Here is a 201-nt window from a genome sequence, read left to right as displayed (position 1 = left end):
ATATGCAATGTATCGTTAATCACTTTATATACAATCCTGTGCTCTTTATCGATTCTTCTAGACCAATAACCACTTTTATCGTGCCTTAATTTTTCCGGCTTCCCTATACCTTCAAAAGGGGTTCTTTGTATATCTTTAATTAATGTGTTAATCCGTCTTGCCTTTGTTTTGTCTTCTTCTTGCCATAATAGGTAATCTTCC

1 protein-coding gene is annotated in these 201 nt (G+C 34.3%); it reads right to left on the bottom strand.

Annotated features, from left to right (window positions below):
- The coding region (locus AXE65_RS13160) for a Txe/YoeB family addiction module toxin (protein WP_079213993.1) at nt 1-201 on the bottom strand (201 nt) is incomplete at both ends.

The sequence above is a fragment of the Ventosimonas gracilis genome (genome assembly GCF_001580025.1).
Classification (GTDB): Bacteria; Pseudomonadota; Gammaproteobacteria; order Pseudomonadales; family Pseudomonadaceae; genus Ventosimonas; species Ventosimonas gracilis.
This window is presented reverse-complemented; position numbering and strand designations above follow the sequence as displayed.